This is a genomic window from Nonomuraea sp. NPDC023979 (assembly GCF_040639085.1).
Taxonomy (GTDB): Bacteria; Actinomycetota; Actinomycetes; order Streptosporangiales; family Streptosporangiaceae; genus Nonomuraea; species Nonomuraea ceibae.
The window spans coordinates 47,210-69,543 of record NZ_JBEZZG010000030.1 but is presented as its reverse complement, the minus strand read 5'-3'; the positions used below and the strand labels follow the sequence as shown (position 1 = coordinate 69,543).

20 protein-coding genes are annotated in these 22,334 nt (G+C 72.2%); 9 read left to right on the top strand and 11 right to left on the bottom strand.

The features are described from left to right. Nucleotides 1-14 precede the first annotated feature (14 nt). The 3 genes from groL to AB0G11_RS37195 all read left to right on the top strand — a co-directional run bounded on the left by groL (nucleotide 15) and on the right by AB0G11_RS37195 (nucleotide 2,713). A complete protein-coding gene (gene groL, locus AB0G11_RS37205) occupies nucleotides 15-1,634 on the top strand; it encodes a chaperonin GroEL (RefSeq protein ID WP_219500502.1) in 1,620 nt (539 codons plus the stop codon). Between the two features lie 291 nt (nucleotides 1,635-1,925). Next, nucleotides 1,926-2,561: a sigma-70 family RNA polymerase sigma factor gene (locus tag AB0G11_RS37200; protein WP_156325505.1), complete on the top strand. Its 636-nt coding sequence runs from the start codon at nucleotides 1,926-1,928 to the stop codon at nucleotides 2,559-2,561. Further along, nucleotides 2,558-2,713 (top strand): hypothetical protein, encoded by a 156-nt coding sequence (locus AB0G11_RS37195; protein ID WP_156325503.1) that lies wholly within the window; start codon nucleotides 2,558-2,560, stop codon nucleotides 2,711-2,713. Before AB0G11_RS37200 ends, AB0G11_RS37195 begins: the two co-directional genes overlap by 4 nt. Here the strand turns inward: AB0G11_RS37195 and AB0G11_RS37190 are convergent. Together AB0G11_RS37190 and AB0G11_RS37185 are read right to left on the bottom strand one after the other, a co-directional pair. After that, entirely contained in the window at nucleotides 2,674-3,051 is a 378-nt protein-coding gene (locus AB0G11_RS37190) for a DUF5319 domain-containing protein (RefSeq protein WP_219500503.1), read from the bottom strand. The genes AB0G11_RS37195 and AB0G11_RS37190 overlap by 40 nt on opposite strands. 152 nt (nucleotides 3,052-3,203) lie before the next feature. After that, nucleotides 3,204-4,130, bottom strand: coding sequence for a LuxR C-terminal-related transcriptional regulator (locus tag AB0G11_RS37185; RefSeq protein WP_357591369.1), 927 nt, complete (start codon nucleotides 4,128-4,130; stop codon nucleotides 3,204-3,206). Nucleotides 4,131-4,632: 502 nt separating this feature from the next. On the opposite strand from AB0G11_RS37185, the gene guaB reads away from it, so the two are divergent. Further along, nucleotides 4,633-6,114: an IMP dehydrogenase gene (gene guaB, locus AB0G11_RS37180; RefSeq protein WP_219500507.1), complete on the top strand. Its 1,482-nt coding sequence runs from the start codon at nucleotides 4,633-4,635 to the stop codon at nucleotides 6,112-6,114. Between the two features lie 6 nt (nucleotides 6,115-6,120). Beyond that, nucleotides 6,121-7,242, top strand: a complete 1,122-nt coding sequence (locus AB0G11_RS37175) for a GuaB3 family IMP dehydrogenase-related protein (protein WP_219500509.1) — start codon at nucleotides 6,121-6,123, stop codon at nucleotides 7,240-7,242. A 146-nt stretch (nucleotides 7,243-7,388) separates the two neighbouring features. Here AB0G11_RS37175 and AB0G11_RS37170 read toward each other — a convergent pair whose 3' ends face one another. The 3 genes from AB0G11_RS37170 to AB0G11_RS37160 all read right to left on the bottom strand — a co-directional run bounded on the left by AB0G11_RS37170 (nucleotide 7,389) and on the right by AB0G11_RS37160 (nucleotide 10,038). After that, nucleotides 7,389-8,453, bottom strand: a complete 1,065-nt coding sequence (locus AB0G11_RS37170) for a protein-L-isoaspartate(D-aspartate) O-methyltransferase (protein WP_308125612.1) — start codon at nucleotides 8,451-8,453, stop codon at nucleotides 7,389-7,391. 172 nt (nucleotides 8,454-8,625) lie between these two features. After that, the gene (locus AB0G11_RS37165; RefSeq protein WP_357591367.1) at nucleotides 8,626-9,273 is read right to left on the bottom strand and encodes a methyltransferase domain-containing protein; all 648 of its coding nucleotides are present in this window, start codon (nucleotides 9,271-9,273) and stop codon (nucleotides 8,626-8,628) included. A 216-nt stretch (nucleotides 9,274-9,489) separates the two neighbouring features. Next, nucleotides 9,490-10,038 carry a TetR/AcrR family transcriptional regulator gene (locus AB0G11_RS37160; protein ID WP_357591365.1) on the bottom strand — a complete coding sequence of 183 codons (549 nt, stop codon included), beginning with the start codon at nucleotides 10,036-10,038 and terminating at the stop codon, nucleotides 9,490-9,492. Between the two features lie 58 nt (nucleotides 10,039-10,096). On the opposite strand from AB0G11_RS37160, the gene AB0G11_RS37155 reads away from it, so the two are divergent. Together AB0G11_RS37155 and AB0G11_RS37150 are read left to right on the top strand one after the other, a co-directional pair. Next, on the top strand, nucleotides 10,097-11,056 hold the full coding sequence (locus AB0G11_RS37155; RefSeq protein WP_357591363.1) for a DsbA family protein: 960 nt from the start codon (nucleotides 10,097-10,099) through the stop codon (nucleotides 11,054-11,056). A gap of 17 nt (nucleotides 11,057-11,073) precedes the next feature. After that, complete coding sequence (locus AB0G11_RS37150) at nucleotides 11,074-11,844, top strand: aminoglycoside phosphotransferase family protein (RefSeq protein WP_357591361.1); 771 nt, start codon at nucleotides 11,074-11,076, stop codon at nucleotides 11,842-11,844. Between the two features lie 6 nt (nucleotides 11,845-11,850). On the opposite strand, the gene AB0G11_RS37145 is transcribed toward AB0G11_RS37150, so the two are convergent. The 4 genes from AB0G11_RS37145 to AB0G11_RS37130 are packed head-to-tail and all read right to left on the bottom strand — an operon-like array spanning nucleotide 11,851 to nucleotide 15,592. After that, nucleotides 11,851-12,675 carry a class II fructose-bisphosphate aldolase gene (locus AB0G11_RS37145; protein WP_219500523.1) on the bottom strand — a complete coding sequence of 275 codons (825 nt, stop codon included), beginning with the start codon at nucleotides 12,673-12,675 and terminating at the stop codon, nucleotides 11,851-11,853. A gap of 12 nt (nucleotides 12,676-12,687) precedes the next feature. Further along, on the bottom strand, nucleotides 12,688-13,590 hold the full coding sequence (locus tag AB0G11_RS37140) for a 1-phosphofructokinase family hexose kinase (RefSeq protein ID WP_357591359.1): 903 nt from the start codon (nucleotides 13,588-13,590) through the stop codon (nucleotides 12,688-12,690). Beyond that, nucleotides 13,587-14,723, bottom strand: a complete 1,137-nt coding sequence (gene nagA, locus AB0G11_RS37135; protein ID WP_219500527.1) for an N-acetylglucosamine-6-phosphate deacetylase — start codon at nucleotides 14,721-14,723, stop codon at nucleotides 13,587-13,589. The genes AB0G11_RS37140 and nagA overlap by 4 nt, the downstream gene beginning before the upstream one ends. Then, nucleotides 14,720-15,592, bottom strand: a complete 873-nt coding sequence (locus tag AB0G11_RS37130) for a sugar isomerase (protein WP_219500529.1) — start codon at nucleotides 15,590-15,592, stop codon at nucleotides 14,720-14,722. Before AB0G11_RS37130 ends, nagA begins: the two co-directional genes overlap by 4 nt. A gap of 128 nt (nucleotides 15,593-15,720) precedes the next feature. Here AB0G11_RS37130 and AB0G11_RS37125 point away from each other — a divergent pair, with 128 nt between their 5' ends. Together AB0G11_RS37125 and AB0G11_RS37120 are read left to right on the top strand one after the other, a co-directional pair. Beyond that, nucleotides 15,721-16,491, top strand: a complete 771-nt coding sequence (locus AB0G11_RS37125) for a DeoR/GlpR family DNA-binding transcription regulator (protein WP_219500531.1) — start codon at nucleotides 15,721-15,723, stop codon at nucleotides 16,489-16,491. Nucleotides 16,492-16,572: 81 nt separating this feature from the next. Continuing rightward, the gene (locus tag AB0G11_RS37120; protein ID WP_219500533.1) at nucleotides 16,573-18,309 is read left to right on the top strand and encodes a glycerol-3-phosphate dehydrogenase/oxidase; all 1,737 of its coding nucleotides are present in this window, start codon (nucleotides 16,573-16,575) and stop codon (nucleotides 18,307-18,309) included. Here the strand turns inward: AB0G11_RS37120 and AB0G11_RS37115 are convergent. Then, nucleotides 18,304-20,226 (bottom strand): beta-propeller domain-containing protein, encoded by a 1,923-nt coding sequence (locus AB0G11_RS37115; RefSeq protein ID WP_357591357.1) that lies wholly within the window; start codon nucleotides 20,224-20,226, stop codon nucleotides 18,304-18,306. The two genes, AB0G11_RS37120 and AB0G11_RS37115, sit on opposite strands and share 6 nt — an antisense overlap. A gap of 39 nt (nucleotides 20,227-20,265) precedes the next feature. Further along, on the bottom strand, nucleotides 20,266-22,332 hold the full coding sequence (locus tag AB0G11_RS37110) for a serine/threonine-protein kinase (protein WP_357591355.1): 2,067 nt from the start codon (nucleotides 22,330-22,332) through the stop codon (nucleotides 20,266-20,268). Nucleotides 22,333-22,334: the final 2 nt, after the last annotated feature.

Below are 22,334 nucleotides of genomic sequence, written 5' to 3'. Positions count from 1 at the left end.
GGACTTTCAGCAAAATGGCGAAGATTCTGGAGTTCGACGAGGACGCCCGCCGCGCGCTTGAGCGCGGAGTCAACGCCCTCGCGGACGCCGTGAAGGTTACCCTCGGCCCGCGTGGCCGCAACGTCGTCATCGACAAGAAGTTCGGTGCTCCGACGATCACCAACGACGGTGTCACCATCGCTCGCGAGGTCGAGCTGGAGGACCGTTACGAGAACCTCGGCGCCCAGCTCGCCAAGGAAGTTGCCACCAAGACCAACGACATCGCGGGTGACGGCACCACCACCGCGACCGTCCTGGCCCAGGCCATGGTCCGCGAGGGCCTGCGCAACGTGGCGGCCGGCGCCTCGCCGCTGTCGCTCAAGCGCGGCATCGACAAGGCCGCCAAGGACGTCAGCGACAGGCTGCTCGCCTCGGCCATCCCGGTCGAGGACAAGAAGGCCATCGCCGACGTGGCGACGATCTCCGCCCAGGACGCCAAGATCGGTGACCTGATCGCCGAGGCGTTCGACAAGGTCGGCAAGGACGGCGTGCTGACCGTCGAAGAGTCCAACGCCATGGGCATGGAGCTCGAGTTCACCGAGGGCCTGCAGTTCGACAAGGGTTACCTGTCGGCCTACATGGTGACCGACTCCGAGCGGATGGAGTCCGTCCTGGAGGACGCCTACATCCTGCTCACCCAGGGCAAGGTCTCCTCCATCGCGGACTTCCTGCCGCTGCTGGAGCAGATCGCCCAGACGAAGAAGCCGCTGCTCGTGGTCGCCGAGGACGTCGAGGGCGAGGCCCTGGCCGTCCTGGTCACCAACAAGATCCGCGGCACCTTCACCTCCGTCGCCGTCAAGGCTCCGGGCTTCGGCGACCGCCGCAAGGCGATGCTGCAGGACATGGCCATCCTCACCGGCGGCCAGGTCGTCAGCGAGGAGGTCGGCCTCAAGCTGGAGAACGTCGGCCTGGAGGTGCTCGGCACCGCCCGCCGCATCGTCGTCACCAAGGACGCCACGACCATCGTCGACGGCGCCGGCGACCCTGCCGCGATCGAGGACCGGGTCAAGGAGATCAAGCTCGCCATCGAGCAGTCCGACTCCGACTGGGACCGCGAGAAGCTCCAGGAGCGCCTGGCCAAGCTCGCGGGCGGCGTGTGCGTGCTGCGCGTCGGCGCGGCCACCGAGGTGGAGCTCAAGGAGAAGAAGCACCGCCTCGAGGACGCGATCTCCGCGACGCGCGCCGCGATCGAGGAGGGCATCGTCTCCGGCGGCGGCTCCGCGCTGATCCACGTCTCCAAGGACCTCGACGACCTCGGCCTGACGGGCGACGAGGCGACCGGTGTCAACATCGTGCGCCGCGCGCTGGTCGAGCCGGCCCGCTGGATCGCCGAGAACGCCGGCCTGGAGGGCTACGTCGTCACCCACAAGGTGGCGGAGCTGCCTGCGGGCCACGGCCTCAACGCGGCCACCGGCGAGTACGGCGACCTGCTCGCGCAGGGCGTCAACGACCCGGTCAAGGTCACCCGCTCGGCGGTGCAGAACGCGGCGTCGATCGCGGGCATGCTGCTGACCACCGAGGCCCTCGTGGTGGACAAGCCCGAGGAGGAGGCCCCGGCCGGCGGCCAGGGTCACGGCCACGGGCACGGCCACTAGGGTTCGCTGTAACGCGCTTCGGCCCGCACCGGGATTCCGGTGCGGGCCGTTTCGTTGTTTGTAGCGCTATGTCACATTTTTCTGTGAAATATTGTTTATCTGAGTAAACCTGGAGTGCGGGTTAAGCGTCCGTGGTCTGACGAATGTCGTGCCATTTGGCTTATAACGTGAAACAATCTGCCAGGCATAAAGGCTTAGTGTTGTCACTCGATTACTATCGGTTATCGTCGCTTCAATGTGACCAATCCGTAGCCGTTCGCCATGACGACAGGCCGGAGCGGGCCGGGCATCATGCCTAACGTGAGCGAGGGAAGCGTCGCCGACGCCAAAATTGGGGTAAGGCTCGCGTCGAGACTTCCGGCACGGACGGATGACTCCGACCTAAGAGAACTGACGAGCCTCGCGGTGCAGGGAGATCGCAGTGCGATCGAATCCTTGCTCGGCGAGTTGCGTCCGATGGTGGTGCGCTATTGCCGCGCCAGGCTGGGCCGCGTTTCGGGGCAATATCACATTGCCGATGACGTGGCCCAGGAGGTGTGCATCGCGGTCCTGTCCGCGCTGCCGCGATACCGCGACATGGGGCGGCCGTTCGCGTCGTTCGTCTTCGGGATCGCCTCGCACAAGGTGGCCGACGCGCTGCGCAGCTCCGTGCGCTCGGCCGTGCCGACCCAGGATCTCCCCGACGGGCCCGACGACGGGCCGGGGCCGGAGGAGACCGTCGTCCGCTACATCGAGGTCGAGCACGCCCGCAGGCTGCTCGCCCGGCTGCCGCCCAACCAGCGCGAGCTGCTGCTGTTGCGGGTGGTGTCGGGGCTGTCGGCCGAGGAGACCGGTAATGTACTCGGCATGTCACCAGGTGCCGTACGCGTCGCCCAGCACCGGGCGCTGGCCAGGCTGAGGCAGATGGCCGAGCTGGAGTCGGCTTGACCCCTGAGGAAGAGAGCGACGCGCTGCTCGACGCGCTCGCGGCCGGTGAGCTGCCCGACAGCGGCGACCCGGCCGCCCGGGTGCTCGCGGCCCTGGTCGGCGACGTGCTCGATCAGCGGCGTTCCTCCGTGTCGATGACGCCGTCGACGTAGCCTCGCGCGTACTCCCAGGTGACGTAGGCGGCCGGATCGGGCTGGAAGGCCGGCTCGTGCATCTGGGGCTGGCCCAGCTCGATCATCTGGCGCAGGTTGCCGCGCAGCAGGTCCCAGTCGAAGAAGTGCTGCTCGCCGCACTCCGGGCAGTCGAGCACCAGGCCCAGCACCCCCTGCTGCTCCAGCAGGGAGCGGAAGACCTCGACGTCGGCCAGGTCGGTGATGGCCTCGTCGCGCTCGGCGGCGGTCAGCGGCTCGGCCTCGCCGAGCTCGCCCATCGCAGCGGAAGGGTCGTTGGGGTCGTCCGCGAACGGGTCGCGGGGGACGTCTTCCAGCACCTTCCCACCATATGACCGATGCGGCGCGAGCGGTGGGCATTGACCGACCCGGCCACGCCGCACACCCTCAGCCCCGCCCTCACGCCCGCGCTGGCCCGCCCTCACCCCCGCCCTTACGCCCGCCCTCAGGGTCGCCTCGGGCCGGCCTTGGGTCAGGTCAGCCAGCCGCGGCGGGCGGCCTCCACGCCGGCGTGGAAGCGGGACTGGGCGCCGAGCTCGGCCATCGCGTCGGCGAACCTGGCCCGTACGGTGCGGACCGACAGGCCGAGCTGCCGGGCGATGGACTCGTCGCACAGGCCCTGCGCGGCCAGCCGCAGCACCTGCGCCATGCCGCCACCGCGCTCCCAGGGCAGCGGCACGGCCCGCCCCCACCACTCCTCGAACAGCGAGCGGAGCACGCCCGCCACGATGGGGGTGCGCATCAGGTAGAAGTTGTAGGCGTGGTCGGGCAGGTTGCCGCCCCAGGTGGCGGGCAGCCCGGCGGTGTCGCTGCCGGCCGTCATGAACCAGCTGGGCACCCGGTCCAGCGTGCGCACCTGGCCGCCGGTCGCGAGCAGCCGGGTGAGCTGGTCGCGCACCCCGGGCAGGGTGAGGGTGGCGACGGGCAGCACGGCGCGCACCACGAGCAGGCCGCGGCGCTGGGCGTCGATCCACGGCTCGACGAACTTGGCGGCGAAGTCGGCCATCGTCCGCTCGTCGGGGATCGCGGTCAGCAGCGTCATCGGGGGAGCCTGCACGGCCATGCCCATGACGCTCTCGTACAGCACGTCCGCGCCGCTGGCGGACTCGACGGGGAACGGGCCGCTGCGGTGGTCGCGGCCGGCGTCGTAGTCGCGGATGAGGCCGCGGATCGAGCCGAGCACGGTGTCGATGCGGCGGCTCTCCTCGGCCAGCCGGTCGAGCCGTTCGGCCACGAGCCGCCCGAGCGCGGCCGCCGGGTGGCGGGCCAGGTACTCGCCGGACTGCTCGTCGACGACGCCGAGCCTGACGAGGTCGTCGAGCTGGTCGGCGACCTGGTCGACGGGCCCGTCGGTGGCCTCGGCCAGCTCGGTGCGGGTGGCGCGGTGGAGGCGCAGCACTGCCGTGTAAAGGGCCGTTTGCGTGGGATCGAGGCCTAGCGTTTCGAGCGGATCTGGCACAGTTTGGTGCTCGTTGCGCATGTGTCGGGCTCCGTAGGGGGGAACGCGCGGCGTGCCGCGAGGATAACCCGGCATTCCTTACTTGTCCGCTGGTTGCGCCGACTGCCCCGGCGGGGGGTGCAACTTCGTGCAATTGCACGTTTTTACATTGCGCTGTGCCGTTCCGTAACCCACGCTTAACTCAGCGTCGGCATTCCGTTACAGGGCCCGGCGCCGCCGGCCATCAGGACGCGGAGGGGGGTTCGGTGGCGTGCGCGGCGTCAGGCCCGGATGCCGGTGGCCGGGGGACGGCGCGGCTCACCGACCGCTCCGTCCCCCGGCACTTCTGCTGGATGCCGGGAGTACGACGGACCGTGGGGGTCATCGTCCTCCCGGCATCCATGCGTTTTGGAGGCAGGCCCTAGACTTGCTGCATCAGCGCAACGGCAGGAGGGGCCGCAGCATGTCCAAGTTCACACAGACGGGTCTGACGTTCGACGACGTGCTGTTGGTGCCGGCCTATTCCGACCTGCAGCCGGGCGAGGCCGAAACCGCCACCAGGCTGTCACGCCGCATCACGCTGTCGATCCCGCTCGTCTCGGCGGCGATGGACACTGTCACCGAGGCGCGCATGGCGGTCGCGATGGCCCGGCAGGGCGGCATCGGCATCCTGCACCGCAACCTGTCGGTCGAGGAGCAGGCCCAGCAGGTCGACCTGGTGAAACGGTCCGAGGCCGGCATGGTGACCAACCCGGTGACCTGCAGCCCCGACGACACCCTGGCCGACGTCGAGCGCCTGTGCGCCACGTACCGGATCTCCGGGGTGCCCGTCACCGACGCCTCCGGCATCCTCGTCGGCATCGTCACCAACCGCGACATGCGCTTCGAGACCGACCAGGCGCGGCCGGTGCGCGAGGTCATGACCAAGATGCCGCTCGTCACCGCCCCCGTGGGGGTCTCGCGTGACGACGCCTACGCGCTGCTGCGCAAGAACAAGATCGAGAAGCTGCCGCTGGTCGACCCGGACGGCAGGCTGCGCGGCCTGATCACGGTCAAGGACTTCACCAAGAGCGAGCAGTATCCGCTCGCCACCAAGGACGCCGACGGCCGCCTGGTGGTGGGCGCGGCCGTGGGCGTCGGCGGCGACGCCGAGGTGCGCGCCAAGGCGCTCATCGAGGCGGGCGTCGACACCATCGTGGTCGACGTCGCGCACGGCCACTCCAAGGGCCTGGCCGACATGATCGCCAAGGTCAAGGCCAACAGCAAGGTCGACGTCATCGGCGGCAACATCGCCACCAGGGCCGGCGCCCAGATGCTCGTCGACGCGGGCGCCGACGCGGTCAAGGTCGGCGTCGGGCCGGGCTCGATCTGCACCACCCGGGTCGTCGCCGGTGTCGGCGCGCCGCAGGTCACCGCCATCTACGAGGCGTCGCTGGCGTGCGCCCCGGCCGGCGTCCCGGTGATCGGCGACGGCGGCCTGCAGTATTCGGGCGACATCGTCAAGGCCATCGCGGCCGGCGCCGACAGCGTCATGCTCGGCTCCCTGCTGGCCGGCTGCGAGGAGTCGCCCGGCGAGCTGATCTTCATCAACGGCAAGCAGTTCAAGTCCTACCGGGGCATGGGCTCGCTCGGCGCGGTGCGCAACCGCGAGCGGGGCGGCACCTCGTTCAGCAAGGACCGCTACGCCCAGGCCGAGGTCGGCGGCGAGGACAAGTACATCCCCGAGGGCATCGAGGGTCAGGTGCCCTACCGAGGCCCGGTCGCGGCGGTCGCCCACCAGCTCGTCGGCGGTCTGCGCCAGGGCATGTGGTATTCCGGCTGCCGCACGATCCCCCAGATGCACACCGACTGCGAGCTCATGCCGATCACGGCAGCGGGCCTCAAGGAGAGCCATCCCCACGACATCCAGATGACCGTGGAAGCTCCTAACTATCACAGAAGGTAAAACCGCATGACTCAGCAGGTGGAGATCGGCCGGGGCAAGGCAGGCCGCCGGGCTTACTCGCTCGACGAGATCGGCCTCGTCCCGTCGCGGCGCACCCGCGATCCGGAAGAGGTCTCGATCGCCTGGCAGATCGACGCGTACCGGTTCGAACTGCCCGTCGTCGTCGCGCCCATGGACAGCGTCGTCTCGCCCGCCACCGCGATCGAGATCGGCCGGCTCGGCGGGCTCGCGCCGCTCGACCTCGAAGGGCTGTGGACGCGCTACGAGGACCCGTCCCCGCTGCTGGAGGAGTGCGCCTCGCTCGACGCCGAGGCGGCCACCCGCAGGCTCCAGGAGATCTACGCGGCGCCGATCAAGGAAGAGCTGATCGGCCGCCGCATCGAGGAGATCCGCGCCTCCGGCGTGACCACGGCCGTCCGGCTGTCGCCGCAGCGCACGGTGCAGTATCACAAGGCGGTCATCGACGCCGGGGTCGACATGTTCGTCATCCGGGGCACCACGGTCTCCGCCGAGCACGTCTCGGGGCGGGCCGAGCCGCTCAACCTCAAGCAGTTCATCTACGAGCTCGACGTCCCGGTGATCGTGGGCGGCTGCGCCACCTACACGGCGGCGCTCCACCTGATGCGCACCGGCGCGGCCGGCGTGCTGGTCGGCTTCGGCGGCGGCGCCTCCCACACCACTCGCAACGTGCTGGGCGTGGCGGTGCCGATGGCGACCGCGATCTCCGACGTGGCCGCGGCCCGCCGCGACTACATGGACGAGTCCGGCGGACGCTACGTGCACGTGATCGCCGACGGCGGCATGGGCACCTCCGGCGACATCGCCAAGGCCATCGCGTGCGGCGCCGACGCCGTCATGGTGGGCTCGCCGCTGGCCCGCGCCTCCGAGGCGCCCGGCCACGGCTTCCACTGGGGCTCCGAGGCGCACCACCCCGACCTGCCGCGCGGGCGGCGGGTCGAGTTCGGCACGGTGGGCACGCTGGAGCAGATCCTGCACGGCCCGTCCAGCGTGGCCGACGGCTCGATGAACCTGATGGGCGCGCTCAAGCGCACGATGGCGTCGACCGGCTATTCGGACATCAAGGAGTTCCAGCGCGTCGAGGTCGTCGTCGCGCCGATCCAGCGCTGATCTCGGGATGAGGATTTCTCCACCGCGTAGAAAGAATTTTGCACGCGGTGGAGAATCCTCCACCCGGCCGCCAGTGTCGCCCGCGCATGATCGTCAAGATTTCCCTGGGCGGTCCCTGCCTGGTGGGAGCAGGCGAGGGCCGCCTCTCAGCCGATCACCCGCGTCGCCTCGTCCAGCCACACCCGCTGCTCCTCCGGGGTGACGGTCATGCCGAACCGCTCGTGACCGGGCTCTCCCCAGCTCACCCAGGTGAAGTAGGCGTTGACCGCCTCCGCCCACACGTCGCGGTCGCCGAACCTGTAGACCTCGTAGTCGTCGCGGTGCGGCTGCCAGCTCGCGGCCGCCCACTCGTCCGGGCCGCCGATCACCCACATCCGGTAGAAGTCGTCCTCCTGGTAGACGCTGGTGCGCAGCCCGGTGAGCGCGGAGACGGCCAGGTCGGCGCCGAGCGGGGCGTAGGCCAGGGTGCGCGGGTCGACCGGGGTCCTGAACTCCAGCGCGTCCTCGCGCCGCCACGGCCCGAGCTCGGCGGGGCGCTGGGAGCGCATCATCATGTAGTGGGCGCCGCCGGAGAAGCGCCCGGCCGCCGTGCCGCCCGGCATGACCGTCAGGCGCAGCGCGTGGCCCGCCCCGAAGCCGGGGCAGTAGGGTGCGACGATCGCGCCGCCGGGCCGGGTCTGCTCGATCCACGCGTACGGCACCGTACGGACTCCGCAGGTGACGTGGACGCGGTCGTACGGGGCCCGCTCCGGGCAGCCGTAGGCGCCGTCGCCGACGATCAGGCGCGGGCCGTCGCCCAGGCGTCGTGCGGCGTCGGCGGCCACGGCGGGGTCGATCTCGATGCTCGTCACGTTCGCCGCGCCGACCAGGTGTGACAGCAGCGCGGCCGTCCACCCGGTGCCCGTGCCGATCTCCAGCACCCGGTTGCCGGGGGCGGCGTCGAGCAGGCGGAGCAGGTGCGCGACCGTCGCGGGCGCCGAGCACGACGAGGTGTAGCCGCCCTTGGCGGTCCGGAGGTCGGCGCGCCCGTCGTCGAGCTGCGTGACGATGGGGGACGCGGAGCGTACGGCCTGCCACCAGCCCTCCGGGTCGGCTTTGCGGTCGATCAGGAGTGGCGGCCCCTCCGGCTCCGGGACGTGTAAGGCCACGTCGGGCACGAACCGGTGGCGCGGCACCGCCTCCATCGCCCGCGCCACGGCGGTGGCGCTCACCTCGCGCCGCCTGCCTTCTGACGCTCGCCCACGGGACCTCCTTCGGCTCGACGGTGACGGACCGTGATCGTAGGCAGGCGGTACGGGCCGGGCAAGGGATTCGCCGAAGAGCGCTGACGGCAGGTGGAGAACTTTGTGCATCGGTGGAGAATCGTCATCCCCCGGGAGAAAGTCAGGGGCGTACGGCACGGATGTAGTAGAGCAGCGACGGCAGCGGCCCCTCCGCCTCGACCCGGAAGCCCGCGTCGGGGATCAGGGTGCCGAGCAGCTCCTGCGGGGTGTGGTCCATGGCGGGGCCCGAGATCATGGCCACGAGCCGCTTGAGCAGCGGGTGCTCCGGCGGCCTGAACTCGGCGACGAGCAGCCGCCCGCCGGGCCGCAGCACGCGGAACATCTCGCGCGCCGCCGCCGGCCGGGCCTCCGACGGGATGTGGTGCACGGCCAGCGTGGAGACGACCAGGTCGAACGAGCCGTCGGGGAAGGGCAGGTCCTCCCCTCCGGCGACGACGTACTCGCAGTTGCCCGGGGCGCGGTCGCGGGCGTAGCCGATCATCGCGGGGGACGGGTCGACGCCCGTGACCTGCCCGCCGGGGCCCGCGACGGGCGACAGGATGCGGCTGAGGTAGCCGGTGCCGCAGCCGACGTCGAGGATCCGGTCGCCGGGCCGCGGCTTGGCCTGGGTGGCGACGCGGGTGAAGGCGGCGCGGCGGCCGCCGGGGTAGCCGAGCGAGGCGACGACCTCGTAGGCGCGCGGGTGGTCGATGGTGCCGCCCGCGTCGGCGTGCTCGGCGTGGTCGTGCAGGAGCCTGCCCAATCCCATGACGTCCTCTTCTCGGTACGGAACAAGGTGTTCGGTATTGAATGGTGCGTTCACCAGCCTGAGGAGTCCAGGACAGGCGGGTGCGGCGGACCCGCCGGGCCGTGCAGGAGCGGCGGCGGCTGGTGGAGGCGCTGCTGGGCCGCCGCGGGCGCGCGGCCGTCGCCGGAGCTGGACCGGCTGGTGGTGTGCGTGGTGGGGGGCGTTCATGGCGCTGGTTCAGGGGCGGAAGAGCCGCCAGAACGCCAGGGCCAGCTCGCCGGCCGGGGTTTCGCGAGGCCCGGTCACCCAGTGGGCGATCACGCCGACGAGCGCGCCCGACAGGTAGGCGGCGTGCACGTCGGGCGGCACGTCGTCGAAGCCGGCCGGCCGGGAGCCTTGCCGGAAGCGGGCCGACAGCTCGCCGGTGAGGCGTTCGCGCAGGCGGGAGGTGCAGCGGGGGCTGCCGAGCAGGCACGCGTAGAGGGCGGCGCTGGCGGAGATGTGCGCGAACAGGGCGGTGAGCGGCTCGGGGGCGCGGTCGCGGGGCGCGTCGAGCGGGCAGAGCGCGGCGGCGCGGGCGACCTCGGCGACCGCGTCCTCCAGCGCGTCGGCGGCCAGCGCGTCGACGTCGGGATAGTGCAGGTAGACGGTGGCCCGGTTGACCTCGGCGCGCTTGGCGACCTCGGAGATCGTGATCGAGCCGGGCTCGCGTTCGGCCGCCAGGTCGAGGAGGGCGGCGTGCAGCCTGGCCCGGGTGCGCTGGGCGCGTGGGTCGTCGGGGTTCATGCCGCCCACTATACGACATGTGTTGCTTAATTGACAGTTGTCGCATAGTCTCGGTGTCATGCGAATCGAGATCTGGGCCGACGTGGTCTGCGGCTGGGCGTACATCGGCAAGCGGCGCCTGGAGAAGGCCCTCGAAGGGCTGGACGCCGAGGTGGTCTGGAGGCCGTTCCGGATCGACCCGACGGCCCCCGCCCAGGCGATCCCCTACGAGGAGGCGATGGCCGACCCCATGGTCGACGCCGCGGTGGAGCGCTGCGCCCCCGGCCTGACCCCGGGGGAGAACCGGGTGCGGATGTCGCTCATCGCCGCCGAGGAGGGCTTCGGCTGGCGCTGGGGCCCCGCCTGGCGCGCCAGCAGCCACGACGCCCACCGGCTGATCGCGCTGGCCGCCGAGCACGGCGCGGACCAGGACGCCGTGGCCGAGCTGGTGATGAAGGCCCACTTCATCGACGGCCTCGACATCAGCGACCGCCGGGTCCTGCACCGGATCGCCGCCGAGGCCGGCTTCCCCGAGGGCGCCGCGCTGCTCGACGACGGGGCCGGGGAGCAGCTCGTCCGCGAACTCCTGCTCCGGGGCAAGGCCATGGGCGTCGCCACCTCGCCCACGCTGGTCGTCGGCGGCCGGGCGCTGGCCGGGGCCCAGTCGCCCGAGGTCATCAGGGACTTCGTGCTGGCCGGCGACGGCCCCGGGCGGCGACTGCCCGAGGAGGTCGAGCGCTACCGGCACGCCGAGTCGCTGCTGGACCAGCGCGACCCGCTCGGCGCGCTGGTGCTGCTCGGGCCGCTGCTCGGCGAGCACGGCGACGACCGCAACGTGCTCATGCTCGCCGGCCGGGCCTACTACGCCTCGGCGCAGCTCGGGCGCGCCCGCGCCACGCTGGAGCGCCTGGTCGAGCTGTCGCCCGACGACGCGTACGTCCACCAGCTGCTTGGACGCACGCTCCAGCGGCAGGGACGGCCCGACGAGGCCGCGCCGCACCTGCGGCTGGCCGGCGCCATGGTGCCGGACTACGCCTGACCACCTAGCATGCGAAGATGGCCGATCTCCAGGGGACGCACGCGGTCGAGGTGCGGGGCGACGTCGTCACCAAGCGCTACAAGGAGGAGAAGCTGGGCGCGGCCGAGCGCGAGTGGCGGGCACTGACCCTGCTGGCCCGCTACGCGCCCGGGCTCGCGCCCCGGCCCATCTCCAACGAGGGCGGCGTGACCATGTCCCGCATCGACGGCGTCCCGCTGCGCGGCCTGGCCGACGCGCCCGCGCACGCCGCCGACCTGGCCACCGCGCTCGCCGAGCTGCACGCCGCCGTCCCGCCGCAGGTCCTCGCCGGCGTGCCCGTACGCCGCTGGGGCCCGCAGGCGCTGGCCGGTCAGGTCGGGCAGTGGTGCGAGCAGTGGCAGCCCAGGGACCCGGCGGCCGACCGCGCCGTGAGCGAGGGCCGCCGGTGGCTGGAGCGGTGGCGGCCGAGCGAGGGCGACCCGCCGGTGCTCGGCGCCGGTGACGGCAACCTGGCCAACTTCCTGTGGGACGGCGAACGGGTGCGGATCGTCGACTTCGAGGACTCCGGCCGCAGCGACCGCGTCTACGAGCTGGCAGAGCTGTCGCAGCACGTCTCCATGTGGGTCGACGGCGAGGTCGACGTCCTGCGGCACGTCGAGCTCACCGCCGCCGAGCGGGCCCGGCTGCGCGAGTGCAGCAGGCTCCACGCGCTCACCTGGCTGTTCCTGCTGTCGGGTGAGGGCCCGCGCAACCCGCCCGGCACCTTCCGCCGCCAGGTCGAGCGGGTCCTCGCCGTGCTGGAGGCGTGAGGCGGCTCAGCCCGCGAGCACCCCGAGCAGGTGGCTGACCTCGCGCGACACCGCGTCGCGGCCGGCCTTGACGTACTTGCGCGGGTCGACGACCTTGCCGTCGTGGTCCAGGTAGTCGCGGATCGCGCCGGTGAACGCCTTGTTCAGGTGGGTGGCGATGTTGACCTTCTTCATGCCCTGGCGCACCGCCTCGCGCAGGATCTCGTCGGGCACGCCGGACGAGCCGTGCAGCACCAGCGGCACCGGCAGGGCCGCCCGCAGCTCGCCGATGAGGCCCAGGTCGAGCACGGCGTCCTTGGTGGTCATCGCATGCGAGGTGCCGACGGCCACGGCCAGCGCGTCGACGCCGGTCCTGGCCACGTAGTCGGCCGCCTCGTGCGGCTTGGTGCGGGCGCCGGGGGCGTGCACGCCGTCCTTGCCGCCGACCTCGCCGAGCTCGGCCTCCACCCAGACGCCGCGCTCGTGGCACCAGGCGGTCACCTCGGCGGTGGCGGCCACGTTCGCCTCGTCGGGCAGCGCGGAGGCGTCGTACATGACCGAGCCGATCCCCAGCGTGACGGCCTCCTCGACGAGCGTGCGGTCGGTGGCGTGGTCGAGGTGCACCGCGACCGGGACCTCCGCGCGGCGGGCGACCGCGAGCGAGGCGAGCGCGATCGGCTCCAGCGCGCCGTGGTAGCGGACGCAGTTCTCGCTGATCTGGAGCACCACCGGCAGGCCGAGGGCCTCCGCGCCCGCGACGATGGCGGTGGCGTGCTCCAGCTGGATGACGTTGAACGCGCCCACCCCGGCGGGTGACTCACGGACGATGTCGCCGATTCCGGCGAGCGGCATGACGGGCTCCTTCTACACGATCTCGATGAGGGGGTGGACGTGCGCGTACACGTCGGGGTCGAAGTCGCCCGCGACGGGCGCGGCCACGGCCGCGGCGCCCAGCGCCGCCGCCCGCCGCAGCCGCTCGGGCCACGGCGACCGTTCCACCAGGCCGAGCGCGAGCCCGGCCACCAGCGCGTCGCCGGCCCCCGTGGGGTTGCCTTCGACCTTGTACGGCATGCGCGCCCGCAGGACGCCCTCGGCGGTGACCGCCAGCAGGCCCGCCTCGCCCTGGGAGACGACGACGGCCTCGGCGCCCCGCTCGCGCAGCGCCTGGGCGCCTTCCTCGGGGGTGCCGTGCGGGACGGCCCTGGCCAGCTCCTCGGCGTTGGGCTTGACGACGGCGGGCCGGCCGCCGGGCGCGTGCCTGAGCGGCTCGCCGTCGGCGTCGACGATCGCCGGCACGCCCCGGTCGGCGGCGACGGCGGCGAGCCTGGCGTAGACGTCGGCGGGGACGTCCTGCGGCAGGCTCCCGGAGATGACCACCGCCCGCGCGCCGTCGAGCAGCGACTCATAGTGAGTCAGGAAATCTCCCAGCTCGTCCTCGGAGACCCGGGGCCCGGGCTCGTTGAACAGCGTCGCGCCGGAGGGCTGCGACACCGCGAGCGTGGTGCGCGACTCCCCGGCGATCGGCGCCAGCGCGGCGGGCAGCCCCGCCGCGCCCAGGTCGGCCTCGATCGCCCGGCCGGTCGGCCCGCCCGCCAGCCCGGTGACCAGCACCTCCTGCCCGAGCGCCGCGAGCACGCGGGCCACGTTGACGCCCTTGCCGCCCGCCCGCCGGTGCACGGCGGCCACCCGGTTGACCCCGTCCCACTCGACGGCGGGCACCTGGTAGGTCACGTCGAGGGCGGCGTTGAGCGTCACGGTGAGGATCATCGAGGCTCCGTGATCCAGACGCCGCGCTTCATCACTCCGGCCACCTCCAGCTCGTCGGTCAGCACCACCAGGTCGGCCGACTTGCCGACGGCGATCGAGCCGGCCCGGTCGGCCAGGCCGAGCACCCGGGCCGGCGTCAGCGAGGCGATCTGCGCCGCGTCGGGCAGCGACAGCCCCATGTCCTGGACGGCCCGCCGGAACGCCACGTCCATGGTCAGCGTGGAACCCGCGATCGAGCCGCCCTCGACGAGGCGGGCGACGCCGTCGAGGACGCGGACGCCCATCGGCCCGAGCCCGTACTCGCCGTCGCCGAGCCCGGCCGCCATCATCGCGTCGGTCACCAGCGCCGTGCGCCCCGGCCCGGCCACCTCGCAGGCCAGCCTCAGCATCGCCGGGTGCACGTGGACGCCGTCGTTGATCAGCTCGACCGTGACCCGCTCGTCCTCCAGCAGGGCCGCGATCGGGCCCGGGTCGCGGTGGCCGAGCTGCGGCATCGCGTTGTAGAGGTGGGTGGCGACGGTGACGCCGGCCTCGATCGTCTCGCGGGTCAGGTCGTAGTCGGCGCTGGTGTGGCCGAGCGCCGCGATCACGCCCTCGGAGACGGCCAGCCTGATCGTGTCGAGCGCGCCGGGCAGCTCGGCGGCGATGGTCAGCATGCGCACGTGCCCGCGCCCGGCCTTGAGCAGCCCGGAGAACTCCTGCGGCGAGGGCTCGCGCAGCAGCGCCGGGTTGTGCGCGCCGCAGCGCGATTTGGCGATGTAGGGGCCCTCGAAGTGGATGCCGGCCAGCAGGCCGTCGTCGCACAGGTCGGCCAGCGACGAGGCGGCGGCGGACAGCCGGTCGATCGAGTCGGTGACCAGGCTGGCCACCAGGGTCGTGGTGCCGTGGCGCTCGTGCAGCGCCACCGCCTCACGTGCTTCTTCCTGCTCGCCGGTCGGGAACGACCCGCCCGCGCCGCCGTGGTTGTGCATGTCGACGAAGCCGGGCACGACGTGCCGCCCTCCCAGGCTGTGACCCGGGCGGGGGGCGCTTCCGTGACCGACGTGCGTGATGCTGCCGTCTTCGATGGTCAGCCACCCCTCGTGCACTCCCTCGGGGGTCACGATGCGGGCGTCGGCGAGAGTAAGGCTCATGGAGAAAGGATCACAGATCGCGTGAGGTGCATGGGCTCGTCGGGGTTCAGTCCGCGGGCGAACGCGCGGGCCACCGCGACCCGCTGGGCCCGGATCAGCTCGGCCATCGGGTCGAGCCCGCTCTCCACGAACGTGCCGCCGGTGGCCTCGACCTGCGCGCGCAGGCCCTCGGGGGCGGTGCCGAGCATCCAGGTGACGCGGCCGGGCCCGGCGATGCTGATGGGGCCGTGGCGGTATTCCATCGCCGGGTACGCCTCCGTCCACGAGCGGGACGCCTCGCGCATCTTCAGCGCGGCCTCCTGCGCCAGGCCGACCGACCAGCCGGAGCCCAGGAACGTGAACTGCTCGGCGGCGACCAGCTCGTCCGGCAGCGGCTCGGCCAGGGCGAGCTCGGCGTCGGCGACGGCCTGGCTCAGGTCCTCGCCGAGGCTGGCGCGCAGCAGCGCGAGCTGGGTGGTGGCGAATCGGGTCTGCACGACCGACCGCTCGTCGGCGTAGTCGAGCACGACGAGCTCGTCCGCGGCGGTCCTGATCGGCGTCTCGGGGTCGGCGGTGATGGCCGTGGCCGGGATGTCGATCCGGTTGAGCAGGTCGAGCACCTCGGTGGTGGTGCCCGACCGGGTGAGCGCGAGCACGCGGTCGTAGCGCCGCCCGGCGGGGACCTCGGACGCGGCGAACGCGTCGGTCTCGCCCTGCCCGGCGCCTTCGCGCAGCGCGGCGTAGGCCATCGCGATGAACCAGGAGGTGCCGCAGCCGACGACGGCGACCCGCTCGCCCGGCTGGGGCAGCGCGCCCGCCGGGACGGCGGCGACGGCACGGCGCCAGCACTCGGGCTGGGACGCGATCTCGGCCTCGGTATGGGTGGACAACGCTTACCTCCGGATGTTCGTTTCTGCGTTGTTTATAGCAGAATAGAGCAGTAATGGACACCGGTGGCTCGGATCCCGCGGCTGTGCCACGCTTGCCCCCTGACGGATCTGGCGAAGGGAGGCTGATCGTGTCCCGTTACGATCGGTGGAACGCGATTCTCGAGCTGCTCAGCCAGGAAGGCCGCCTGACCGTCGAGGAGGCGGCCCAGGCGCTCGACGTCTCCACCGCGACGATCCGCCGCGACTTCGACCAGCTCGCGCAGCAGCAGATGCTCATGCGCACGCGCGGCGGCGCGGTCGCCCAGAGCGTCAGCTACGACCTCCCGCTGCGCTACAAGACGGCCAGGCACGCCGACGAGAAACAGCGCATCGCCGCTGCCGCCGCCGAGCTCGTCCGGCCCGGCGCGGTCGTCGGCATGAACGGCGGCACCACCACCTCCGAGCTGGCCCGCACCCTCGCCACGCAGGCCACGCTGGAGTCGGGCTTCACGATCGTCACCAACGCGCTCAACATCGCCGCCGAGCTGACCGTGCGCCGCCACGTCAAGATCGTCGTCACGGGCGGGGTGGCCAGGCAGCAGTCCTACGAGCTGATCGGCCCGCTCGCCTCCGGGGTGCTCGACCAGGTGACGATGGACGTGGCCTTCCTCGGCGTCGACGGCCTGGACGTGACGCTGGGCGCGTCGGCGCATCACGAGGGTGAGGCGGCGGTCAACCATCAGCTCATCAGCCGGGCCGGGCACGTCGTGGTGGTGGCGGATTCCTCGAAAATCGGTAAGAGGGCATTTTCCCGTATCTGCCCCATCGAGCAGATCGACACGCTCGTCACCGACGCCCTGCTCCCCGACGACTCCGCCGCCGCCCTCACCGAAGCCGGCGTCAAGGTGATCCGCGCCTGACCACTGACCACCCCGGGGGCAGGTGATCCGGGGTTGAACGGGTAAGTATGGGATCAATGCAGCCCATACCCAGGGGGAGTCATGGCGGCGGGAAGGGGCGTGGCCCGGCTGGGGCCCGCCGAGCGCGGCGCGGCGCTGGAGACGATGGCCGCGCGCGAGCTGGACGTGGTCGTGGTCGGCGGCGGCGTGGTCGGCGCGGGCATCGCGCTCGACGCCGCCACGCGCGGCCTGGAGGTGGGCCTGGTCGAGGCGCGCGACTTCGCCTCGGGCACCTCCTCACGCTCGTCCAAGCTGATCCACGGCGGCCTGCGCTATCTCGAACAGCTCAACTTCGAGCTGGTCAGGGAGGCCCTTCAGGAGCGCGCCCTGCTGCTCCAGCGGATCGCCCCCCACCTGGTGCGGCCGGTACCGTTCCTGTTCCCGATGACCCACTTCGGCTGGGAGCGCCCGTACGTGGGGGCCGGGGTGGCGCTCTACGACACGCTCGGGTTCGCCACCGGGCTGACCAGGGGCGTGCCGGGACACCGGCACCTGTCGAGGAGCCGGGCGCTGCGGCTGGCCCCGGCGCTCAAGCGCACCGCGTTCACCGGCGCCGTGCAGTACTGGGACGCGCAGGTCGACGACGCCCGGTACGTGATGACGATGCTGCGCACCGCCGCCACCTACGGCGCGCAGGTGGCGCCGCGCGCCCAGGCGGTCGGGTTCCTGCGCGAGGGCGAGCGGGTGACCGGGGTGCGGGTGCGCGACCTGGAGACCGGCGACGAGCTGGACGTGCGGGCGCAGCAGGTGGTCAACGCCACCGGCGTGTGGACCGACGACATCCAGGAGCTGGTGGGCGGGCGCGGGCAAATCCACGTGCGCGCGTCCAAGGGCATCCACCTGGTGGTGCCGCGTGACCGCATCCACTCCCTGACGGGGCTCATCCTGCGTACGGAGAAGTCCGTGCTGTTCGTGATCCCGTGGGGCAGGCACTGGATCATCGGCACCACCGACACCGAGTGGACGCTCGACAAGGCGCACCCGGCGGCGTCCCGGGCCGACATCGACTATCTGCTCGACCACGTCAACGCCGTCCTGTCGGTGCCGCTGACCAGGGACGACGTGGAGGGCGTCTACGCGGGGCTGCGCCCGCTGCTGTCGGGCGAGTCGGACGAGACGTCCAAGCTGTCGCGCGAGCACGTGGTGGCGCACCCGGTGCCGGGGCTGGTGATGATCGCGGGCGGCAAGTACACGACGTACCGGGTCATGGCCAAGGACGCCGTCGACGCCGTGGCGCACGGGCTGGACCAGCGGGTGCCGCGCTCGTGCACGGACCGGATCCCGCTGGCCGGGGCGGAGGGCTACCAGGCGCTGTGGAACGCCAGGCACCGGCTCGCGCACGAGTCGGGGCTGCACGTGGCCAGGATCGAGCACCTGCTCCAGCGCTACGGCTCGCTCATCGACGAGGTGCTGGAGCTGATCGACGAGGACCCGTCGCTGGCCAGGCCGCTGTCCGGGGCCGACGACTACCTGCGCGCCGAGGTGGTGCACGCCGCCACCCACGAGGGCGCCCGGCATCTCAACGACGTGCTGACACGCCGTACGCACATCTCGATCGAGACCTTCCACCGCGGCCTGGCGGTGGCGCAGGAGGCCGCCGAGCTGCTCGCCGGGCCGCTGGGCTGGGACGGCGAGCAGGTCAAGCGGGAGGTCGAGTACTTCACCAAGCGAGTGGAGGCCGAGCGGCTGTCGCAGGAGCAGGACACCGACCACGCGGCCGACGCGATCAGGCTGGGCGCGCCCGAGATCGTGCCGGTGGCCGCGCCCGAGCGGTCATGACCCGAGCGGGATCCAGCCTCGTTCGGCGAGCGTGGCGGCGTCGTTGACCTGGACTCCCGTGGCGGAGAACGTCCAGATGGCGTCACCGATGATCATCGAGCGCTGGATGCCCGGCTGGTAGGACTCGCCGCGCGGGGCCGGGTGCTCGATCAGGCCCACCTTGGCGATCTCCGTGTCGGTGATCTTCAGCACCATCGCGCCCGACCGCTGGTCGCCCTCGGTGTAGCTGCTGAGCGGGATGACCGCGGTGCCGGTCTTGGGCCAGTAGAGGAACGCGTGCGGGTCCCATTCGGCCTCGGAGCCGGAGTTCTTCTGGAAGAACTGCGACAGCCTGGCCGGCTTGGCGGGGTCGGCCACGTCGAACAGCGAAACCTGGGTGCCGCGCGTGCGGCCCTCCTCGCTCGCCTCCTGGCCGATGCCGATCAGCCGGCCGTCGCCCGCCGGGTGCAGGTACGCCGAGTAGCCGGTGATCTTCAGCTCGCCGGTGACCTTGGGGGCGGCCGGGTCGCGCAGGTCCAGCGTGTAGAGCGGGTCCACCTGGCGGAAGGTGACGACGTAGCCGACCGGGCCGATGAACCTGACGGAGTAGATGCGCTCGCCGCCGCCCAGGCCGCCGACCTTGCCGACCTCGGCCAGGGTCGCGGCGTCGAGCACGTGCACGCTGCTGGAGCTCGTCCTGGCGTCGGCCGAGTTGAGCGTGGTGGCCACGCGCAGGCGGCCCTCGTGCTCGGAGAGTGAATACTGGTTGAGCAGCCGGCCGGGCACCTTCCCGGAGGCCACGTACGCGGGGGCGCCGGGGCCGCCGGTGTCGAAGCGGTGCACCTCGGTCTCCTCCGGCGGCAGCTTCGGCTCCGCGGGCGTCGGCTCGTCGGCGGGCGGCACCGGGGTGTCGCTGAGGGCGACGGCGATGGGCGACCACCAGCGCGGGTTGCTGGCCACGTACAGGCTGCGGCCGGTGCCGTACACGATGTCGCCGTCGGCGGCGAGGCTGATCGGGTCGGTGCCGGCGGCGGTGAGCCCCTGCGCGAGGTCGAGCGTGTGCACGGTCAGCAGCGAGGTGCCGGTGTAGTCGTCCGGGTGGCTGACCCGCTCGCACGGCACCCGCTTCTTGGTCGTGGCCCCGGCGGCGTCGGTGATCTCGATCTCGGGCAGCCAGGCGTCGGCCGGGGCCTGTCGGATCGCCTGCTGGTTGACCTTGGTCCGCTCGGCCTCCGGCATGGTGTCCTTGGGCTGCGGGAACGTGATGTCGGGCTGGCTGCGGGTGATCAGCCGGACGGTCGAGCCGACCATGCGGGCGTCGACGTGGGAGCCCTCCGGCGTGACCGAGCCGAGGACCTTCGGCTGCCCGGCCAGGTCCACGAGCACGTAGCGGGTGTCGCCGACGGGGGCGAAGCCGCGGTAGAGGGCTGGGCCGCCCTGGAACATCACCAGCGCCCGGTCGCCGGAGACGAGCAGGCTGCTGGGCGCGTAGCCGCGGTCCTCGGTGTCGGCCAGGTCGAGCGTGGCGGTGACCTTCCTGGTCGCGGTGTCGATGACGCGCAGGGTGCCGCCGTTGACGGTGAAGACGCGATCGCCGTCGGTCTTGACCAGGTCCGGCTCGTCCACGCCCGCCTCGTGCACGTTCGTGGTGGAGTGGTCGGGGGTCTGGGCGACGTCGCTCTCCTGGGTGACCGCCGCCCGGTCCTCCGCCTTGAACATGACGGGACCGCCGCCGAAGCCCCACGGGCCGACGTTCTCGGCGGCCTTCTCGCGCAGGCCGGCGAGCAGGTCGTCGCAGCTGCTGTAGGCGACCAGGCGGACGGCTCCCAGCCGCGTCTTCTCGACGGTCGGCGGGCCGGCCGGGGTGGGGGTGGTGCAGGCGGCCAGGGCCGTCGCGAGGGCCGCGACGGCGATGACCGGGCGGATCGGGGTCTTCATGACCTCCTTCACGGATCGGACGCCCTGCCGGTTCACGGGTCAGCGGGGATTGACCGTGTAGATCGGGCTGAAATCGACGTCTTCGGCGATGTCGAGCAGCTTGCGCACCAGCTTGCCCCGGAAGTCGACCACCTGGACCGCGTCCCTGGCCTCGTTGTCCTGCTCCCAGCAGTAGAGGTGCTTCTCGTCGTACCAGCCGAGGACCTTGTCGCAGTCGGAGGTGAAGGCGCGCGAGCGCTTGCCCGTCTTGGAGTCCCACACGCAGTGGTCGCCGTCGCCGCCGCCGGGGCAGTTGGTGACGAACAGCGCGCCCGAGGGGGAGAACATGGCCGACGTGCCCGACGCGAGCTCGCCGATGCGGGGGACGTCGCGCAGCTTCCTGCCGGCGGCGTCGTAGAAGCGCAGGCCCTTGTTCTTGCCGCCGTAGACGTTGACCGCGCCCTGCTCCTCGCCGTCCCAGCCGAAGCCGGTCTCGCGGACCTGCCTGTCACGCACCAGCGACAGCTTGGGGAACCGGCCGGCGACGTCGACGACGGCGAAGCCGATGTAGTACCACTCGTCGCCGGTCTCCTCCTCGATGTTGAGCAGGATCTTGGTGCCGTCCTGGGACCACGACCGGATCGTGCTCTCCAGTGGCGCCTTCACCGTCGTGACCGTGGTCTTCTCGCCGGTCTTCTGGTCGATGATGTCGATGTAGTCGTAGTCGTCGGAGTTGAACTCCTTGCCGCGCGCCGCCAGGTAGCGGCCGTCGGGGGAGACCATCGACTCCTTGTTGCGCGGATATTTGGCGAATTTTCCGCGTAACGACTTTCTTGCGTAGTCCGTCCACTCCTTGCCCGACTCGTTGTAGACCTCGTACGAGGTGAGCGTGATCGCGTCGGACGGGTGCTCGTAGACCGTCGCCGAGGCGCCCGGCAGCGCCCTGGCCGTGCCCCTGGCCGGGACCGCCGTGACCGCCGTGCGCTCCGGTGTCGGCGGGTCGGTGGTCCGGGCGGAGCCGGACCGGCCGGGGGAGGGCGACTGCGTGGCGGCCACCGTGGCCCGGTCGAGCCGGATGATCGTCACGATGCCGGCCAGCAGCAGCAGCGCGCAGCCCAGCGTCACCCCCATGATCAGCGCCGGCCTGGACGAGCGGCGGCGCAGCTGCGGACGGCCGCTCGGATGGGTGACCGGCTGGTAGGGGCCGGGCGGCGCCCAGGGCTGCGCATGCTGAGGGGCGGGGGCAGGGGAGGGGGCGTGGACCGGGCCGGCGGCCGAGGCAGCCGAGCCCTGCGCGAGGATGCCGGACCCCGGCGCCATCGGCCGCTGGAGCAGCCGCATGATCACCTGCTCGGCGGTGGGGCGCTGCGCCGGGTCCTTGCTCAGGCAGGCCAGCACGACCTCGCGCAGCGTGCCGTCGAGCTCGATGAGGTCGGGCGGCTGGTTGAGCACCCGGTTGATCACCGCGGGCATGGTGTCGCTGCCGAACGGGGCCCGCCCCGACGCGGCGTAGGCCATCGTGCCCGCCCACGAGAACATGTCGGCCGCCGGGCCCACCTGGTGTCCCAGGACCTGCTCCGGCGGCATGTAGGACGGCGTGCCGACCGGCATGTTGCTGATCGTCGAGGTCGCGTCGAGCGCCCGCGCGATGCCGAAGTCGATCACCCGCGGCCCGTCGGCGCCCAGGATGACGTTGGCCGGCTTGAAGTCGCGGTGCACGATCCCGGCCTGGTGGATCGCGGCCAGCGCGGTCGCGGTGCCGATGGCCAGCCGGTGCAGCGCCGACCCGGCGCGCGGCCCCTCCTGCTGGACGACCCGCTGGAGCGACGGGCCCTCGATGAACTCGCTGACGATGTAGGGCCTGTCGTGCTCGACGCCGGTGCCGAGGACCGCCGCGGTGCAGAACGGCGCCACCTGCTGGGCCACCTGGACCTCGCGCAGGAACCGCCCGACGCTCACCTCGTCGCCGGCGGACTCGGGGCGCAGCCACTTGACCGCGACCTGGGTGCCCGAGGGGTCCCTGGCCAGGAAGACCTCGCCCTGCCCGCCCTCGCCCAGACGGCCCAGCAGCTCCAGTCCGCCGATTCTGGGCGGGTCTCCGGCTCTGAGCGGCGCTATGTCTGGCATGA

Coding starts and splice junctions, on each gene's coding strand:
- groL (WP_219500502.1), top strand. CDS start 15: ATGGCGAAGATTCTGGAGTTCGACGAGGACGCCCGCCGCGCGCTTGAG.
- AB0G11_RS37200 (WP_156325505.1), top strand. CDS start 1,926: ATGCCTAACGTGAGCGAGGGAAGCGTCGCCGACGCCAAAATTGGGGTA.
- guaB (WP_219500507.1), top strand. CDS start 4,633: ATGTCCAAGTTCACACAGACGGGTCTGACGTTCGACGACGTGCTGTTG.
- AB0G11_RS37175 (WP_219500509.1), top strand. CDS start 6,121: ATGACTCAGCAGGTGGAGATCGGCCGGGGCAAGGCAGGCCGCCGGGCT.
- AB0G11_RS37165 (WP_357591367.1), bottom strand. CDS start 9,273: ATGGGATTGGGCAGGCTCCTGCACGACCACGCCGAGCACGCCGACGCG.
- AB0G11_RS37160 (WP_357591365.1), bottom strand. CDS start 10,038: ATGAACCCCGACGACCCACGCGCCCAGCGCACCCGGGCCAGGCTGCAC.
- AB0G11_RS37155 (WP_357591363.1), top strand. CDS start 10,097: ATGCGAATCGAGATCTGGGCCGACGTGGTCTGCGGCTGGGCGTACATC.
- AB0G11_RS37150 (WP_357591361.1), top strand. CDS start 11,074: ATGGCCGATCTCCAGGGGACGCACGCGGTCGAGGTGCGGGGCGACGTC.
- AB0G11_RS37145 (WP_219500523.1), bottom strand. CDS start 12,675: ATGCCGCTCGCCGGAATCGGCGACATCGTCCGTGAGTCACCCGCCGGG.
- AB0G11_RS37140 (WP_357591359.1), bottom strand. CDS start 13,590: ATGATCCTCACCGTGACGCTCAACGCCGCCCTCGACGTGACCTACCAG.
- nagA (WP_219500527.1), bottom strand. CDS start 14,723: ATGAGCCTTACTCTCGCCGACGCCCGCATCGTGACCCCCGAGGGAGTG.
- AB0G11_RS37120 (WP_219500533.1), top strand. CDS start 16,573: ATGGCGGCGGGAAGGGGCGTGGCCCGGCTGGGGCCCGCCGAGCGCGGC.
- AB0G11_RS37115 (WP_357591357.1), bottom strand. CDS start 20,226: ATGAAGACCCCGATCCGCCCGGTCATCGCCGTCGCGGCCCTCGCGACG.
- AB0G11_RS37110 (WP_357591355.1), bottom strand. CDS start 22,332: ATGCCAGACATAGCGCCGCTCAGAGCCGGAGACCCGCCCAGAATCGGC.